Source organism: Pseudooceanicola lipolyticus (assembly GCF_002786325.1).
Classification (GTDB): domain Bacteria; phylum Pseudomonadota; class Alphaproteobacteria; order Rhodobacterales; family Rhodobacteraceae; genus Pseudooceanicola_C; species Pseudooceanicola_C lipolyticus.
Window position 1 is genome coordinate 1 of the sequence record NZ_PGTB01000002.1, and the last position, 14,698, is coordinate 14,698.

Consider the following 14,698-nt stretch of genomic DNA (forward strand, 5'->3'; position numbering starts at 1 on the left):
CCGACGGTGTCGCCGAGAACGACACCGAAAACCGCGCCGCGTGATCAAGCCGCATCACCCAGATTTCAGCATAGCTCTGGATAAGCTGCAAGCAAGTCAAAGAGCGCGAACAGGCCATCTGCGTAGCGCTCGGCTTGACTCATGTCCCATTCCGCCGCGCCCTGGATCCAAATGTCCGCAAGATCGGCTTCCGCTGCAGGACGGATGGTCCATCTGCTATTTTCCGGCATGCTTCGCGTGCATCCGGGCCTTGAACGCGTTGCAGTCAAACGACTTTGCCGGGCCGCTGGCGATTCCGGCATCAACCGCTGCCTGGATTTCAGCGATTGCATCGTGCCGCATCCTGTCGCGCCGGATCAGGTCACGGACATAATCGCTCGAGTTGGCGTAGCGTCCCGACTTCGCCTGATCCTCGACCCAGGACTTCATCGGATCCGGCAGCGAGATGTTCATGGTGCCCATGGCTGTCTCCTTCGCGGCGAGGATATGGCAAGCTTTGCCATCAAGCAACCGTCTCCCCCTGCCCTGCTCGGCCAATCCGTCGTTTATTAGTGTTATCTAAAATTGCAAATGGCCCGTTTTCATGCCCCTGATAGGCTATGCGCGCGTATCCACAGAGGATCAGACCCCCCTGCCCCAGTCCGAGGCGCTGCAATCGGCGGGATGCGCCGAGATCTTTGAAGAGCACGCCTCAGGCGGCAATCGTGCGCGTCCGGTGCTTGCACGTGTGCTGGAGCGGATCGGCAAGGGCGACACGCTGGTCGTCGTCCGGATCGACCGCCTCGCGCGGTCTTTGTCGCACCTTCTCGAGGTGATTGAGCGTCTGGAGGCCAAGGGCGCCTTCTTCCGCTCCCTGCAGGACCCCATCGACACTGCATCGCCGCAAGGCAAGTTTAGGCTGCAGGTTCTGGACGCCGCGGCCGAGTTCGAACGCGCCCTAATCCGTGAGCGCACGAAGGCCGGGCTTGTCTCTGCGCGCGCCAAAGACCCCGCTGCGCTGCGCAAGGTGCGGCTGGCGCGACAGGACGGCTATATGGAGCGCTTGGACGAGACCGCGCAGGATTGGGTGCCCCACGTGCGCCGCTTGCGCCCCGATATTGCTTGGGAAGACGTGCTGCGGATTATCAATGGCCCCCCTGCCCCCAGATCGCCATTGGACCCAAAGCCGCCTGCTCCGCGCTGTGAAGGCCTATGTCAGAGACGGTTTCCTGCCTGCCGAGGTGCTTCGGCGCGCCGGACGCCGCGAAACCGATGACCGCCTGCCGGCCATCGTGGCGGCCATCAAAGGGTCGGACCCAGATATCACGCTACAAGCGATCTGCGACCGGTTGGAATCCATGCGTGAGCGCACCCCTCGAGGCCGCACCAGCTGGCAACCGTCCTCCGTCAGGATGCTGTTGGAACGGGCGGAGCGGCTTGGCCTAATTTCATCAGAATCGGCTCACCCCCAACCGTAACTAGCAGAGACCCAAACAGCTGAATCTATCGCTCCAGACACCGTCAGAAGGTCAATTGTGCCATTGGTTGCATGGGTTTAGCCAATACCGTCCAAAAAATGCTCATGAGTGGCCTGAAGCACGGTCTTGTGGATTTATTACCATAAAATCAAAAACTTGCGGGTATCTTTATGTGACTTACGTATTGGTGCTGTGGATAACTTTCACACTACATCTAGATTCTTCTTGCCGGACTCACTTGATCGTGGCATTCCCGTTCTGACGGCAAAACGCGTCAGACGCGCTGTACACCGTCAGAATGACCAAGAGCCTCAACAGAGGCCGAGAGTGGGCGGCAGGACATGGATGATCGTAACGTTGGATACGCGCAAGGCATAGGCTCTTCCGACATCGGAGCATTTGCCGACAATCTGGCTGAATCTTTGGATCGCCAGATGAAGATCGCTTTCGAGCCCGAAGAACGAAAGTCCCTGCGCCGTTTCAGTTCAACCGAGGTCGCCAGCCTCCTGCGCGTAAGCACATCTAACCTGCGCAACCGGCACAAGGACGGCAGCTTCCCGGAAGTGCATACAGACAACCGCGGACACCGGTTCTACACAGCCCAAGAGATTGATGAGTTGCGTGATATTCTAGGGCGCACTGGAAAGAACGTAGAAAGTTACCGCCCTGGTCGACGAGAGGGCGATCGTCTCCAGGTAATATCGGTCGTCAATTTCAAAGGCGGATCGTCAAAAACGACAGCAACGATACATCTTGCACAACGGTATGCCTTGCGAGGCTACCGAGTGTTGGTCTTGGATCTCGATCCGCAGGCAAGTTTGACCACCTTTTTCGGCTTTCGGCCTGAGCTCGAGTTCGCCGAAGGCGGCACAATCTATGATGCCCTGAGATATGAGGAGCAAGTTCCGCTCTCAGCCGTCATCCAAAAAACCTACTTCCATAAGCTCGATATGGTCCCAGCGGGCTTGATGCTCTCGGAATACGAAACTGAGACGGCAAATGCCCTCGCCCGCCGGGTGCAGCCCATATTTGCGGAGCGTCTCGCCTTAGCGCTTGAGGAAGTAGAGGCGAATTACGACATCGTTCTGATCGACTGCCCACCTCAACTTGGTTTCTTGACCCTTACGGCGTTGGCAGCCTCAACGGGACTTTTGGTAACCGTGGTACCTGGCATGCTCGACATCGCTTCCATGAGCCAGTTTCTGAAACTTGCTTCGGAAACGGTCAAGGCCGTGGAAGAAGCCATTGGCCGGCGCGTGACCTGGGACTTCGTAAAGTTCTTGATCACGAGATACGAACCGTCGGACGGGCCTCAGACGCAGATGGCGGGCTACCTAAGATCGATCTTGGCCGGACAGGTCATGACTGAACCAATGCTGAAATCTACGGCGATCTCAGACGCTGGTATGACCCAGCAAACCGTCTACGAAGTTGATCCGAGCCAATTCATCAGAAAAACGATTGATCGCGCTCTGACCAGCGTGAACGGCGTTGGAGATGAGTTGGAACAGACAATCCAAATGGCATGGGGGCGCCGCTGATGGCCCGAAACATCTTCAATCAGCCACCAAAGGACGAGAAGGAGAGCGCGGCCCCCTCCCCTACCGCGCCAAAAGCGGCAAAATTGCCAGGATCTGTTGGCGGATTGCGCGACTCTTTGCGCGAGATCACCGCGAATTCCATTCGGGACATCGAGCCCGATCAGATTGAGATGGATGGTCTGCGCGATCGGTTAGTGCTGGAGGATTCCAGTATTGATGAGTTGGCCGAAAGCATTCGCAAGCATGGGCAACAAGTGCCAATTATGGTCCGTCCATCGGCCCAACCGGACAGATACCGTATCATCTACGGCCGACGCAGGCTTGCAGCGATCCGCATGATCGGTGGAACGGTCAAGGCGATCGTCCGAACTTTGGATGACGACGCATCTCTGATCGCACAGGGCCAAGAGAACAATCTCCGACTAGACCCGTCTTTCATTGAGAAATCTCTTTTTATCAAAGAGATGCAGGAATCAGGCTACAAGCCAAACGTCATCCAGGATGCTCTCGGTTTGACACGGCAGGGCGTGTCCAACCATCGCGTCGTCATAGAGCAACTGCCAGAAGGGCTTGTACAGTTGATAGGGCCGGCACATGGCATCGGACGACGGCAATGGGGTGATCTGGCTGCTTTCTCGAAAAAGATAGATCTGGTGAACACGGCCAAAAAAGTGATTGCCGCCCTGCCCGACGACACTCCAAGCGCGGAAAAGTTTCAGGCAGTCTACTCGGCTTGCTCGAACAAGGCACGTAGCGACAAGAAGCAAGCCAACGGCAGCCTAAAGTCCGTCGTCAAAGATGCGGACGGTAGCTCTGTGGGAACGCTGACGGTCGATCAGAAAACGATCGCCATCAAGATCGCCAAGAAGGACAACCCAGAATTCGGCCAATGGCTCGAAGAGCGCGCAGAGGCAGCGCTTTTGCAGATCTTCGAACAGTGGCGGAATGAGAGCGGCTCTGGGTCCTAACCCAAGCCACACAGAGTAACGCGAGCAGAGGAGAAAAGCGAAGACCAGAAGAAAAGAGCCCCCCAAAGTTTCCCCTGGAGAGCCCTCATCATTCGATTAGCACTCATGATGTAGCAACCTCCAACAAACCGGTCAAGAGTCACCGATTCGGTGGACGGTTTTTTTTGCCTTTTCCTGAGCAAAATCTCGGGAAAAGACTGGGAAGCTGTGGGCCGAACGGTCGTCGTGAACAAACCATGGCATTTACAAAACTATCGATCAAAACCGCTGGTGCTGTTGCATCAAGCGGCTCAATTTCTGCGGCTGAAACCGACATTTGGACCATCTTCAGGGCACTGAGAGATGCACGGAGCGTATTCGGTCTGCGTCCTGGCCATATCCAAACACTTCAAGCCATGCTCAGTTTCTTGAAGCCCGGCCACGGCGAAACGGTTTTCGCGTCCAACGACTCGATTTGCCAGCGCGTCGGCGGTATCGACGAACGGACACTCCGCAGACACATCAACCGCTTCGTCGAACTCGGTTTCATCAAACGCAATGATAGCTCGAACCGGAAGCGATACCGCGTTCGCTCGTCCAGCGGGGAATGCATCAGCTATGGACTGTCTCTAACCCCCCTCATCCAACGTGCAAGCGAGCTTATCGCCATCGCACATGAGATGGAAAATAACCGGCGGGATCGGATATTTATCCGCAAACAGATCCTTACAAAGCTCGCCAATTTGGAAAAGCATGATCCCTGCAACACATTCATCACCCACGCACGGAGAGCTCTACGCAGGAAGCTGAGCCTGCCCGAATACCACGCGCTGCTCGCTGACACGGACAAAGAATGCCGGAATTTGAGTACACCAGATGACCCACCAGAAACTGTGGAATTGCCCGCCAATGACGGACAAACTGTCCGGCACCAATCTAAGTCTGAAGAAGAAAAAAAAGATTTAGATAGCAACATAGGCAATGAAGCTCTGAAACCAGACTTGCTAACCTCAGTTTGCGATCAAGCGACGTCGTTCTCCACAGAGAGACTTAGAAACTGGTTGGACATTGAAAACCATGCTCGAACACTTGCACCCATGATGGGGGTTCACCCAGATACATTCGAAAAAGCCAAGAATGCAGTAGGAGCTCAGAAAGCGTCATGCGCCATCTTCATCATGCTACAACTTGGAAGACGCATCAGGGACTTTGGAGCGTATTTTCACAGTATTACCTTGGGCCAACGTCAAGACCAGTTTGATCCAGTGGCTTTGATCAATCGTCTATCCAAAACTGCTATGCAACCCGCCTAGTGTCCACCGCGGTGGACGTCTGACTGGCAACTAGTCCAATTACGCGTGGTCTCTCCACATGCATCAAAGCCACCGAGCCAAATTCCAATAGGGCGATACTGCGCGGTCATTCCATGTTCCTCCGTCCGGTCGATGTCCACCGCGGTGGACAGATCCGGCACCAAGTCTCACACCTCACATTCGTGACAGCCGTTCTTCGTCATCCACGACGTCAAGTGAACCGCCCTTGCCATCCCAAGCCCACAGGACGATGTCGAAGTCCGATGACGACGCACCCTTCGCAAAACTCTTGATCAGGAACCCCGCAAACCCATCCGCTATAAGGGCGCTTGCTAAATCCTGTGTCGGCACAGGTTGACCGTCGAGCATCTTCATGCGCCATGCAGGGTCGGCAAGTATTGACGCTGTCACACCATACCGTTCGAGCCTGTCCTGATCGCGGGTATCGAAAATTGGCCCCAGGTCGGCATTGTACGACACCAGGATCGTGGGTTGCAGGCTGCCTACCTGGTTGGCTTCTCTAAGAGCGGTCGCGGGATCCAGCGAGGTGTAGAGGGCAGGGGTGCCCTTGGCATTAAAGCGCCCTCCATAGAGTTCGGCGCCCCGTCCGGACAAAGGTTCACGCGCATAGACGGCGTTCAGGGCGCGGTAGAGCGGCCCTGAGTAGCGTCCATCTTTCAGCGGCATCAGGCAAAGACGCCCGCATCGACCGCATCGATGTATTCCAGAACTTGCTGAGCTTTGCCTTCCTGCACCAGCTGCATGGCTGTCCGGCCATCAAAGCCGGGCAGGGGCTCTGACCGGTACCATGCATAGGCCATCAGTTCCGAGCCGAAGCGGGGTTCGACTTTGTTCAGCACCTCTACCAATTCGCGCAGGCGGCGCTGCGTCTTGTCCGAACCAATGCGGGCTCGCCTCTGCAACGCGTCTTTGCCCAAGCCGACGGTCAATGCGATCTCTTCTGCTGATGTGCGTAGCACAGCGGCGATCTTGCGCGGTTCGAATTGCCCAGCTTCAGCAAAGTTCGTGATATGCATGATCTATGCTCCTACAGTGATACTGACGGTATATAGCGACAATATTGCTGAATTTCAAGTTGATAGGAGATACTGCGCCTTCGTTTCCCGTGCTAATCCGTAACGCTGCATTGCTCTGAACGAAGCAAATCCTGATTTTTGGGCTTGAGAAGTCGCCGTTAGAGCGCTTTTGCCGATCGAGAACGTCAGATAAGTTATTGATAATATGAGAAAGGCTGCAGCAGTCGGACCGGAGTTGCCGATCTTGGATCGGAACCGCCACTTACTGCATCCAGTCACGGGGGTCCGCGGTGGTGTCGGACCCTCGGCAGTTACCCCGGACCAGTTGGCTAGTGAAAAGGGAAAGTGGACTTCGGGTTTTTGTGACCGACGGATGAGGGCCTTTGGGGTGCCTCTGACGAGTTCGGGCCGGGTTCCGGTCTGCCGTTACGGATGAAGGGCATTCCCATGCAATCAGGTGTCTTGCGCGTGTTACGCGCGACCGCTGCCTCTTGGTGGCGGCATATAGAGCTGCGCCGAGCCGGTCAGACAGGGCTGGCACGGCAGCTCGAGCGGAAGGCCGTTCTCCGCGATCTCGCCTATCTCAGGCAGGCGGCGACGCTGCCGAATGCCCATGTCATCTTCGGAGAAGGCGGAACGTTCCTTCAACTCGGTTGGACCTTCCCACACTCAACCGAAAGACATCCCCATGGCTATTCTCAAGTTCTCCACCTCCGCTGTCGCGGCGCAGATCGCCCACGCGCGTGCCTGCAAGACCTTCCTGCCCAACTGGAACGGACCCGTTGACCGGCCCGCCCTGATCCTCATCGTCGGCAATGGCGTGCATCTGCGCTCGAACGGCATTGATGGCACGACCACCCGGCTCTGCAACTTCGAGAGCGACAGGCGCAGAACCGAACTGGTCAAGGCTTGCAAGGTTGGCTCCACCTGGTATGCGGCGGCAAAGGTCACAAGTCTTGACGGCACCCCTGTCGAGGATGCGACCTATGTGACCGATGCGAATGGCTCGATCACTTTCGGGGCTGTCTTCCTCACCCGATACGATGACGGCTGCTGGGGCTACAAGGATATGGAGGAAAGCGCGGGCCCGAACGCGTCGCGCGCGCCCCTTGCGCTGATCGAACTTCTCTCCGATCTGAAAGACCCGGACAGCTACGCCCGGGACTGGCGCCAGCGCTGCCGGGATTGGGCCGCGATCCCTGACTACGCCGAAGGCGACAAGATCAAGCTCGCAAAACCGGTGACGCTCACCGACGGCAGCACCTGCCAGATCGTCACCGCGACCCACTACAAGCGGGGGCGGCAAAAACGCCGCTGCTACCGGATCGAGGAAACCGGTGGGCTCGTACGCCTCTCGAAGGCCACGCTTGCGGGTTCGGAGCTGCTCAGCTCCGCGAAAGGTGCTGCCAGCCCGGTGCTGGCGGAGTATCTCGCGGGGCGAGAATAGGTGCTGCGCCGGACGGTTCATCGACCTGCGGGCGACAGCAGATCCTGCGGCTTGTCTTGACAAGACAATGCAAGTGCATTACCTATTGCGGTCAGCAAAGCCCCTTTTCTTTCAGGAGACTGCCATGACAGCGCTCGCACAAGACGTCTCGAAACTCACGGACCGGTATCAGACGACCGTGCCGGCGGGTGTGCGCAAGCAGCTCAAGCTGGGCAAGGGCGACCAGATTCGCTACTGCACCGAGCCGAGTGGCAGGGTCTATATCGAGCCCGTGCGCGCCGAAGAGGATGATCCCGCGCTCGGCGCGTTTCTCGATTTTGTCGAGGCCGATATCAAGGCGCATCCGGACCGCATTCGGGCGTTCGATGGGGCTTTGCATGATCGTCTTGCAGCACTGGTCGGAGACGTTGACGTCGATCTCGATGCGCCCCTATCGCTCGAGGATGAATAAGCGGCGATAGCGTGCCCGCCCAAGCGCCCCTTGTCGTAAACGGATGGTCGATTTATGCGCATCCGCTCTTTCTGGACCAGCTCGAAGGGCTGATCGAGGAAGTCGAGGCGCGTAAGGCACGCGATCCAAAGACCTGGCGCAAGAAAAACCCGACGAAACGGCTGGCCGCCATCTTCAAGCTGGTCACCGAGGCCATACCGGCAGATCCGAGTGCCGCAGCCTACCGGCAAGGCAGCACGCTCGGGGATCACCGCAAGCACTGGTTCCGGGCGAAATTCTTCCAGCAGTATCGGTTGTTCTACCGGTTCAACAGCGATGCGAAGGTCATCGTGGTGGCCTGGGTGAACGACGATAAGACCCTGCGCGCCTACGGCAGCAAGACGGATGCCTATGCGACGTTCAAAGGGATGCTGGAAGATGGAAATCCACCTGACGATTTCGACGCGCTCTTGAAAGAAGCGGCGACGGCGGACAAGCGGTTCGAGACGTCTCTTGAAGCGGCGCCCGATCGGTAACCCCTACATCTCCATGCAGATCGATGTCGGCTTGCCACCAACGCGCCCTTTGGCGCGCGCAGAGGCAAGACCCGCCTTGGTACGCTCGCGGATTAGCGCGCGTTCGAACTCGGCCGCGGCACCGAGGACCTGTAGTGTGAACTTGCCTTGCGGCGATGCAGTGTCGATCGGGTCCTGCAGGGACCGGAAGTAGGCACCTTTGGCCTCCAGCCGCTCGATCACCTCCAGCAGGTGCGACAAAGACCGCGCGAGGCGGTCGATCCGGACGACGACCAGCGTGTCGCCCTTGCCGATCCGCTCCAGCACACGTGCAAGCACCGGACGCGCACGATTGCCGCCTGAGGCGTGCTCTTCAAAGATCTCGGCGCATCCCGCCGATTGCAGCGCCTCGGACTGGGGCAGGGGGGTCTGATCCTCTGTGGATACGCGCGCATAGCCTATCAGGGGCATGAAAACGGGCCATTTGCAATTTTAGATAACACTAATAAACGACCGAATGACCGCGCGATCAGAGACCGGCTGCCTTGGTCAGGTTCACCCGGAACCGGTCGCGGCGGCGCTGATAGCGGCGGGTCATCTCGGCCGAGGCGTGTCCGAGCTGCTTCTGGACATAGCGCTCGTCGACCTCGGCCGAACTGGCGAGACCGGCGCGCAGAGAGTGGCCAGAGAAGAGGGCGAGGCGATCCTTTTCGGGCAGCTCTGATCGGATGCCGGCGTCGAGGACCGTGCGCTTGATCAGTCGAGCCACATGTTTGTTGTTGAGCCGCGTTTCGGATGCCCGTGTGCCATCACGCGAGGTTCCGACGAAGACCGGGCCGAAGTCGATCTTCGCGAAGTGCAGCCATTGCTCAAGGGCACGAACAGGGCAGGTCTGATCCTTGGAGCCGCGGCCGATCTCGACTTCGCGCCAACCGGTTTTGGCGTTGAGGGTCAGGAGGGCGCCTTTCTCCAGGATTTCGATCCAGCCGCCGGAATCCGGTGTATCGTCTTTGTGCACGTCCAGGCTGACAATTTCGGATCGGCGGAGGCCTCCGGCGTATCCAAGCAGAAGGATTGCCCGATCGCGTAGCCCGCGCAGGTCATAGGGCAGGGTGGCCACCATCGCGAGGATGTCCTCGGCCAGGATCGCTTCCTTCTGGACTGGCGGCCGCGCGTGCTTGCGCTTGATGCCCGCCAGAACTGTCGCGATGTGCCGGTTCCTGCGATCGAGAATGAACCCGCGCTGCGCGTAGTTCCAGGTGAGACCGGACAGGCGGCGGTCGATCGTGCTGACCGACAGGGGTCGGGACGCCGACTGCGAAGGGGAGGAGCCTGACCCGGAGGCCAGATCGGCGAGGTAAAGCCCGATCATCTCAGGAGAGGGGGGCAATGGCTCCGCGCCCTTCATTCGGCACCATCGCGCGAAATGCGCCCAGTCTTTCGCATAGGCCCTCAGCGTGTTCTCTGAAGCCGCGGCGCGGGCGTAATCTCGGGCGGTGTCCACCAGTCGATCGAGCGTGCCGGAACCCGCGACATGGGAGGGCAGGGCGATGTCATCGTTTTCCTCTTGATCGCTAGCGTCGACGCGATCGTCATCAGGCTCACCAGAGGGCGTTGGCGTCGATTTCTCGGTCTCTGAGGGCATATTTTCACTGAATCCGGCAATGAAATTGAACTGCTTCCCAGCATATCTTTTCACATCCGATAATGCAAACTTATTGGACATAAAAGAGAACACCAAGGCGGGGCGGTTTGTGTGCTATTTTCTGGCAAAAAGCGCCGCCGTGGGTTAGGCTCCAAGCATGACTTTTGCCCGACCCGACGCATTGGACGACGCCGAGACGATAGCCTGCATGCCGTCATGGGTCACCTCTGCGCGCGCCGAAACCCTTGAGGATGTGGCCTTTTTGTCGGGGGCAGCACTCGGCCATCTCCATCTTGTGCTGAGACACGAGGATGTCCCCCAGACCTTGCTCCGGGCACGGCTGGCGCTGCGCACGGCGGAGGCGTGTGTGACGCACCAGGGACGCCAGGAACGAGCGTCGGAGCTGCGTGATGCGGTGGCATTCTTGCAGCCCGGCGACAGCCCCGGACCGGCGGGAGAGGTCTGTCTGTCCTGGCAGTGCGCGGTCGAACGACCAGTTTCGACCAAGGCGCTGCATCGGGCGTTGCCTAATGTTGAAGTGGAGCAGATCGCAACGTGGCTGGATGTGGGGCAGGGAGCGCCGGTCCCGCGTGCCGCGGCCGTATTCCAAGCCGTGATCGAGGATCGCCCGCGGGATGCCGCTACGGCGTTGATCTTGGCTGACGCGGCTTTGGCACAAGGGCTCGGATGGTCTTATGTCCTGCCGCTTCTGGCGCTCGGTCTGAGTCGTGCCGATCTGCGGAAGAGCGGCGCAGACCTGCAACTGGCCTGTCATCGGGCGATCGCGGCGGCGGCGACCGAAGCGACCCGAGAGGCCACTGATCTTGCCCGCCGTGTGGCGCGCTTGAAGGAGGTCGCGCCGAAGCTCCGGGCGAAGGGATCCGATGAGGCTTTGGTACTGTTCCTGAGCCGAGACGTGGTAGCGCCGGCGTCGCTCATCTCGCTGCGTTCCGATCGCGCGGCACGTCGGTTCTGCGACCGGCTGGTTGAGTTGGGCGCCGTGCGTGAGCTGACCGGGCGCGACACCTTCCGGCTTTATGGGGTCTGACCGATGGCCAAGGATCACTCCGAAGCCGATCTGGACCGCGAGTTGACTGACCTGCCCGCCGACCTGCGCTGGCGGGAATGGATGCGCCGGATCGAGGCGGTGCTCTTCGCGTCCGCCTCGCCAGTACCGCGCGAGGATCTGGCCCGGGTGGTGGGGCAGGGGGCCTCGGTCGATCTGCTGATCGAGGACCTTGCAGCCGATCTCGAAGGCCGGTCCTTCGAGCTCGCGAAGGTCGCTGGCGGATGGCTGTTGCGGACGCGGTCGGCCTATGCGCCGGCGATCCGGGCGGCCGCCGATGTGGGCGAGCAGGATCTCGATCTGCGCGAGTACGACGTCGCCGTGCTGGCGGCCATCGCCTATCACCAGCCGATCACCCGCGACGGACTCAAGGACATCTTCGGCAAGGAGATCAGCCGTGATGTGATCGGACGGCTGCATGCGCGCGACCTGATCGGGACTGGGCCACGGTCGCCCCGGCGAGGGTCGCCCTATACCTACGTTACGACACAACAGTTCCTAGTGGCGTTCGGGTTGGAGAGCCTGCTCGATCTTCCGGATCGGGAGCAGTTGGAGGATGCGGGGCTGAGTGCTGAACCTTAATCGGTATCGACCGGCTTCAGCAACGCGTGGGTCAATGCCGCGGCCCGAAGTATCCTGACCAACAGCTGCTCGAGTTCCAGTTGGTTTTCGATTTGAACTGCGTGGTGGACAGAGCCACGGACACGCGTCGCAAGAATGAGGTCCTCCGCTTTTTCAATTTCTCCGCCGTTACCCCTGAGTGCGTCTATCTCTTCAAGCAGGTCTTCAAATGGCAGGCCGCGCTCCAGTAAGGTTTTCTTTTTCCGCAAGATCCGCCCGACCTCGATTCCATCCCGTAGGTCATGGGTCAATCCTGTGGGCGGGCCGGCCGAGAGCCTCTCTCTCGACCTCCAAACCCGTCACGGCGAAAGCCGCCGAACTCTCACTCTCTCTCTTGCACCGGCGAGAACACAGAATCTCAGTGTTGCGACACCGCCCCAACAAGAAGGTCGTTGGCAATATGTTGGCGTCCGGACGGCGCATTTGCATCGATATTCGGCACGCACTTCCCGAAATTATCGCAAAATATGGCATGAAATTCATAGAATCCATTGACTCAATGCGGTGTAGAAACTACCTGAAATTCAGCGAAATATGCGGAAGGCGGTGATGGATTGATGTCTGAAGACAGCGAGAAACGGGAAAAGTTTGTTCGGCTGGCCGAGGGGCGGACTCAGTCAGCGCTCGACGCCATTCGGAAACTTGGCAACCTCTCGAACCGCCGGGCCTACGAATACAACGATGCTGACGTGAAGAAGATCATCAAAGCGCTCCGAGATGCGACAGGCGAGATAGAGCGAAAGTTCGGATCGACTTCGGGCGATGGCGCAGACAAGTTCAAGCTGTAGAAGGCGCAATCCATGAAGGCTGAACCACTTAACATTCGCGACAAGCGATTTCTCATAAACCGGCTGATCGAACAGGCGCCCGTGAGCACGCTGGTTCGCGAGTTCTTCAAGAATGCCGACGAAAGCGCTGTTCTGGCGGAAACGGGGAATCGTCGTATCGAAATCTACCCCACGACGATCGATGGCGTACGCAAGCTGACCTTCTGGAACACGGGCGTGGGCATGGACGATAGAGAGTTGAAGCAAGCGACCGATCTATCGTCTTCGATCAACAAAGAGATGGCGCTTGATGGCAATTTCGGGATTGGGGCGAAGGTCTCAGGTCTCACCATGTCGCGCGAAGGGATACGCTATCGGTCGTGCAAGAGTGGCATCGTCAACGAAGTCACCATCGGCTTCGATGCTGACGAAGGCACCTATGTCCGCTTTCCTGTCGAATTGCCTGACGGCAGCTCCGACACTGTCTATGACGTTACCGACGTGGCCCGTGAAGCGGGACAGGGCACCGCGTTCGATTGGACGGAAGTCGTCCTGCTCGGTCAAAGCGAAGATCACGACACCGTAGCCGAGCCGCTGGGCAAGGGGAAAAGTCTGGACCGAAGCTTCATTCCGTCGGCGATCTTCCGGCGTTTTGCGCGTTTTGGAGAGGGAGTCGAAGTTCGCGTCGATGTCGCCATGACCAAAGGCGGCGGCAAAGGCGAGACAGGTCGAACGCGTCGATTGAAAACGCTGGAAGATGTGGTCGAAGAGTTGCCCAACCATGAAAGGGTCGAAGCGCCCGGCGGGGAGGTTACTGTACACTATATCCACGACCCCAAGCATGAGCGGCACAGCCATTCGCTAAGTGCGCTCGCCAATCCGGCAACGAGTTCCACAACATTTTGCGCGCTGGTGCATAAAGGTGAGCGCTATGACATCAAGTCGAAGAAGGCTTGGTCGGCGGCAGCCCCGAACTTCGGTATTCCCTTCGGCTCGAAGGTCCTCACAATCGAAATCGAGCTTACTGACAATGTCGCCATGCCAAATCAGTATCGTGATGGACTGACCTGGCCTGATGACCGGTCGCCGATGGTTGCTGAGGACTTCGACGCCTATGTGCGCGAGCTGATGCCCGAATGGGTCAGGGAGGTCATTCGCTCCGAGTCACCATCCTCCGACGACAATCTGGATGATCTCCAAACCGACCTTCAGAAACTCCTCGACGAGTTCCGTGTCCCTACGGCGACCCTTAGTCCCTCTCGTCGTCCGATGGCATCCCCGACGGAGGATACTGCTGAGGGCACCGATACGTCCGATCCCGTCGACCTCGACACTGATTTCCCGGAGACGGGCGACGAGCCCGATGAGAATGGTGACAAGCGCGACCCGAACAAGAGTCAACGCGCCAAGCATAAGAAGGTGCGTAAGGCGCCGGAGGGGGCACAACTCTCCCGTTCCGCCCAGTCGTTGGAGCGCGTGCCGGAGATCAAGATCCTCACCGATCCCGAAGAAATCGCGGAGAAAAATCTGAAAGGCCGCGCGGGACGCTTCTACAAGGATGCCCAAACGCTGTTCGTGAACGGTTTGTACTCTGTCGTGGAACGTATGGCTGTCGAACTCGATGCCGAGCTACGGACGTCCGGCGAGCCGGAAGTAGTGCGCACCGCGATACTTAGGGCTTCTCGCAAATTCATGGCCTTCCGAGTTGGGAAGGCTACTTGCTACGCCATCAGCAAGCGACTCTCTGACGACTGGTCGAGCGACGATCTCGACCGTGCCACCTCGCCCGAATCTCTTTCTCTGGCTGCAGATGACTACAAGCAGAGCATATCTCAGGCCAAGCGCTATGCGAAAGAACTGATCAAGACGGCGGACGTCCCGGAAGAAAGCGCTGCCTGAGCAACCATCTTGC

15 protein-coding genes and 3 pseudogenes are annotated in these 14,698 nt (G+C 58.6%); 12 read left to right on the forward strand and 6 right to left on the reverse strand.

Annotated features, from left to right (window positions below; translation table 11 throughout):
- Positions 1-216 precede the first annotated feature (216 nt).
- Complete coding sequence (locus CVM52_RS01190; RefSeq protein WP_027264276.1) at positions 217-462, reverse strand: type II toxin-antitoxin system ParD family antitoxin; 246 nt, start codon at positions 460-462, stop codon at positions 217-219.
- Between the two features lie 121 nt (positions 463-583).
- Here CVM52_RS01190 and CVM52_RS01195 point away from each other — a divergent pair.
- The 4 genes and pseudogenes from CVM52_RS01195 to repC all read left to right on the forward strand — a co-directional run bounded on the left by CVM52_RS01195 (position 584) and on the right by repC (position 5,258).
- A pseudogene (locus CVM52_RS01195) lies at positions 584-1,457 on the forward strand (recombinase family protein).
- 341 nt (positions 1,458-1,798) lie between these two features.
- Positions 1,799-2,998: a plasmid partitioning protein RepA gene (gene repA / locus CVM52_RS01200; protein ID WP_027264275.1), complete on the forward strand. Its 1,200-nt coding sequence runs from the start codon at positions 1,799-1,801 to the stop codon at positions 2,996-2,998.
- Positions 2,998-3,966: a plasmid partitioning protein RepB gene (repB, locus tag CVM52_RS01205; protein WP_223228107.1), complete on the forward strand. Its 969-nt coding sequence runs from the start codon at positions 2,998-3,000 to the stop codon at positions 3,964-3,966. The genes repA and repB overlap by 1 nt, the downstream gene beginning before the upstream one ends.
- Before the next feature lie 236 nt (positions 3,967-4,202).
- The gene (gene repC / locus CVM52_RS01210) at positions 4,203-5,258 is read left to right on the forward strand and encodes a plasmid replication protein RepC (protein WP_027264273.1); all 1,056 of its coding nucleotides are present in this window, start codon (positions 4,203-4,205) and stop codon (positions 5,256-5,258) included.
- A 174-nt stretch (positions 5,259-5,432) separates the two neighbouring features.
- Here the strand turns inward: repC and CVM52_RS01215 are convergent, their stop codons facing one another.
- Positions 5,433-5,945 (reverse strand): RES family NAD+ phosphorylase, encoded by a 513-nt coding sequence (locus tag CVM52_RS01215; protein ID WP_027264272.1) that lies wholly within the window; start codon positions 5,943-5,945, stop codon positions 5,433-5,435.
- Positions 5,945-6,295 carry an MbcA/ParS/Xre antitoxin family protein gene (locus CVM52_RS01220; RefSeq protein ID WP_027264271.1) on the reverse strand — a complete coding sequence of 117 codons (351 nt, stop codon included), beginning with the start codon at positions 6,293-6,295 and terminating at the stop codon, positions 5,945-5,947. Before CVM52_RS01220 ends, CVM52_RS01215 begins: the two co-directional genes overlap by 1 nt.
- Positions 6,296-6,727: 432 nt before the next feature.
- Here CVM52_RS01220 and CVM52_RS27560 point away from each other — a divergent pair.
- The 4 genes and pseudogenes from CVM52_RS27560 to CVM52_RS01240 form a co-directional block, all read left to right on the forward strand.
- A pseudogene (locus CVM52_RS27560) lies at positions 6,728-6,955 on the forward strand (hypothetical protein); the annotation flags it as partial.
- A gap of 28 nt (positions 6,956-6,983) precedes the next feature.
- Positions 6,984-7,742 (forward strand): DUF6927 domain-containing protein, encoded by a 759-nt coding sequence (locus tag CVM52_RS01230; protein WP_100160910.1) that lies wholly within the window; start codon positions 6,984-6,986, stop codon positions 7,740-7,742.
- Positions 7,743-7,866: 124 nt separating this feature from the next.
- Entirely contained in the window at positions 7,867-8,193 is a 327-nt protein-coding gene (locus tag CVM52_RS01235) for a type II toxin-antitoxin system PrlF family antitoxin (RefSeq protein ID WP_027264269.1), read from the forward strand.
- Positions 8,190-8,708: a type II toxin-antitoxin system YhaV family toxin gene (locus CVM52_RS01240; RefSeq protein WP_027264268.1), complete on the forward strand. Its 519-nt coding sequence runs from the start codon at positions 8,190-8,192 to the stop codon at positions 8,706-8,708. Before CVM52_RS01235 ends, CVM52_RS01240 begins: the two co-directional genes overlap by 4 nt.
- 27 nt (positions 8,709-8,735) lie before the next feature.
- Here the strand turns inward: CVM52_RS01240 and CVM52_RS01245 are convergent.
- Positions 8,736-9,158: pseudogene (locus tag CVM52_RS01245) on the reverse strand (recombinase family protein); the annotation flags it as partial.
- 58 nt (positions 9,159-9,216) lie between these two features.
- Positions 9,217-10,332: a tyrosine-type recombinase/integrase gene (locus tag CVM52_RS01250; RefSeq protein WP_027264267.1), complete on the reverse strand. Its 1,116-nt coding sequence runs from the start codon at positions 10,330-10,332 to the stop codon at positions 9,217-9,219.
- 157 nt (positions 10,333-10,489) lie between these two features.
- Between CVM52_RS01250 and CVM52_RS01255 the strand changes: the two genes are divergently transcribed.
- Together CVM52_RS01255 and scpB are read left to right on the forward strand one after the other, a co-directional pair.
- Positions 10,490-11,380, forward strand: a complete 891-nt coding sequence (locus CVM52_RS01255) for a DUF1403 family protein (RefSeq protein ID WP_100160911.1) — start codon at positions 10,490-10,492, stop codon at positions 11,378-11,380.
- A 3-nt stretch (positions 11,381-11,383) separates the two neighbouring features.
- Positions 11,384-11,980, forward strand: a complete 597-nt coding sequence (gene scpB, locus CVM52_RS01260) for an SMC-Scp complex subunit ScpB (protein WP_100160912.1) — start codon at positions 11,384-11,386, stop codon at positions 11,978-11,980.
- Here the strand turns inward: scpB and CVM52_RS01265 are convergent.
- Entirely contained in the window at positions 11,977-12,228 is a 252-nt protein-coding gene (locus CVM52_RS01265) for a hypothetical protein (protein ID WP_100160913.1), read from the reverse strand. The two genes, scpB and CVM52_RS01265, sit on opposite strands and share 4 nt — an antisense overlap.
- Before the next feature lie 348 nt (positions 12,229-12,576).
- Between CVM52_RS01265 and CVM52_RS01270 the strand changes: the two genes are divergently transcribed.
- Both CVM52_RS01270 and CVM52_RS01275 read left to right on the forward strand, forming a co-directional pair.
- The gene (locus CVM52_RS01270; RefSeq protein WP_065382766.1) at positions 12,577-12,807 is read left to right on the forward strand and encodes a hypothetical protein; all 231 of its coding nucleotides are present in this window, start codon (positions 12,577-12,579) and stop codon (positions 12,805-12,807) included.
- Positions 12,808-12,819: 12 nt separating this feature from the next.
- Positions 12,820-14,685, forward strand: coding sequence for a hypothetical protein (locus CVM52_RS01275; protein ID WP_100160914.1), 1,866 nt, complete (start codon positions 12,820-12,822; stop codon positions 14,683-14,685).
- Positions 14,686-14,698 lie beyond the last annotated feature (13 nt).

Bases quoted from the DNA above. Each gene is read 5' to 3' on its own strand.
- CVM52_RS01275 (WP_100160914.1), top strand. From the start codon at position 12,820: ATGAAGGCTGAACCACTTAACATTCGCGACAAGCGATTTCTCATAAAC.
- CVM52_RS01220 (WP_027264271.1), bottom strand. From the start codon at position 6,295: ATGCATATCACGAACTTTGCTGAAGCTGGGCAATTCGAACCGCGCAAG.
- CVM52_RS01190 (WP_027264276.1), bottom strand. From the start codon at position 462: ATGGGCACCATGAACATCTCGCTGCCGGATCCGATGAAGTCCTGGGTC.
- CVM52_RS01235 (WP_027264269.1), top strand. From the start codon at position 7,867: ATGACAGCGCTCGCACAAGACGTCTCGAAACTCACGGACCGGTATCAG.
- repA (WP_027264275.1), top strand. From the start codon at position 1,799: ATGGATGATCGTAACGTTGGATACGCGCAAGGCATAGGCTCTTCCGAC.
- CVM52_RS01255 (WP_100160911.1), top strand. From the start codon at position 10,490: ATGACTTTTGCCCGACCCGACGCATTGGACGACGCCGAGACGATAGCC.
- CVM52_RS01270 (WP_065382766.1), top strand. From the start codon at position 12,577: ATGTCTGAAGACAGCGAGAAACGGGAAAAGTTTGTTCGGCTGGCCGAG.
- CVM52_RS01250 (WP_027264267.1), bottom strand. From the start codon at position 10,332: ATGCCCTCAGAGACCGAGAAATCGACGCCAACGCCCTCTGGTGAGCCT.
- CVM52_RS01230 (WP_100160910.1), top strand. From the start codon at position 6,984: ATGGCTATTCTCAAGTTCTCCACCTCCGCTGTCGCGGCGCAGATCGCC.
- repB (WP_223228107.1), top strand. From the start codon at position 2,998: ATGGCCCGAAACATCTTCAATCAGCCACCAAAGGACGAGAAGGAGAGC.
- CVM52_RS01215 (WP_027264272.1), bottom strand. From the start codon at position 5,945: ATGCCGCTGAAAGATGGACGCTACTCAGGGCCGCTCTACCGCGCCCTG.
- repC (WP_027264273.1), top strand. From the start codon at position 4,203: ATGGCATTTACAAAACTATCGATCAAAACCGCTGGTGCTGTTGCATCA.
- scpB (WP_100160912.1), top strand. From the start codon at position 11,384: ATGGCCAAGGATCACTCCGAAGCCGATCTGGACCGCGAGTTGACTGAC.